Origin of the sequence: Collinsella sp. AM16-21, from assembly GCF_003471905.1 — a bacterium.
Taxonomy (GTDB): Bacteria; Actinomycetota; Coriobacteriia; order Coriobacteriales; family Coriobacteriaceae; genus Collinsella.
On the sequence record NZ_QRKJ01000044.1, the window covers coordinates 1 to 595 of the forward strand.

Below are 595 nucleotides of genomic sequence, written 5' to 3' on the forward strand. Positions count from 1 at the left end.
AGCTCCGACATGCTCGTGCGCGCCTGGACCCGCACCTATGGCCTGCGCACCACGATCTCCAACTGCTCCAACAACTACGGCCCCTACCAGCACGTGGAGAAGTTCATCCCCAGGCAGATCACCAACATAATCGACGGCGTGCGCCCCAAGCTCTACGGCCGCGGCGAGAACGTCCGCGACTGGATCCACACCGAGGACCACTCCTCGGCCGTCTGGGACATCCTCACGAAGGGCGAGATGGGGGAGACCTACCTCATCGGAGCCGACGGCGAGAAGAACAACATCACGGTCCTGCGCATGATCCTCGAGGCCATGGGCCGCGACCCCGAGGACTTCGACTGGGTCGCCGACCGCCCCGGCCACGACCGCCGCTACGCCATCGACAGCACGAAGCTCCAGCGCGAGCTGGGCTGGAGGCCGGCCCACACCGACTTCGCCGAGGGGCTCAAGCGGACCATCGACTGGTACGTCGCCAACGAGTCCTGGTGGCGCCCCGCCAAGGAGGCCACCGAGGCCCGCTACCGCGCACAGGGCCAGTAAGACTGCATTCCGGCGAACCGCACCGCGGGGCGCCCGCGCGGGGCCGCAGGGCATG

At 68.2% G+C, this 595-nt stretch carries 1 protein-coding gene; it reads left to right on the forward strand.

The window, feature by feature from the left end; genetic code table 11:
- Window positions 1–540, forward strand: a 540-nt coding sequence (locus tag DW180_RS10110; protein ID WP_118238525.1) for a dTDP-glucose 4,6-dehydratase, incomplete at its 5' end; no start/stop codon positions are given.
- Window positions 541–595: the final 55 nt, after the last annotated feature.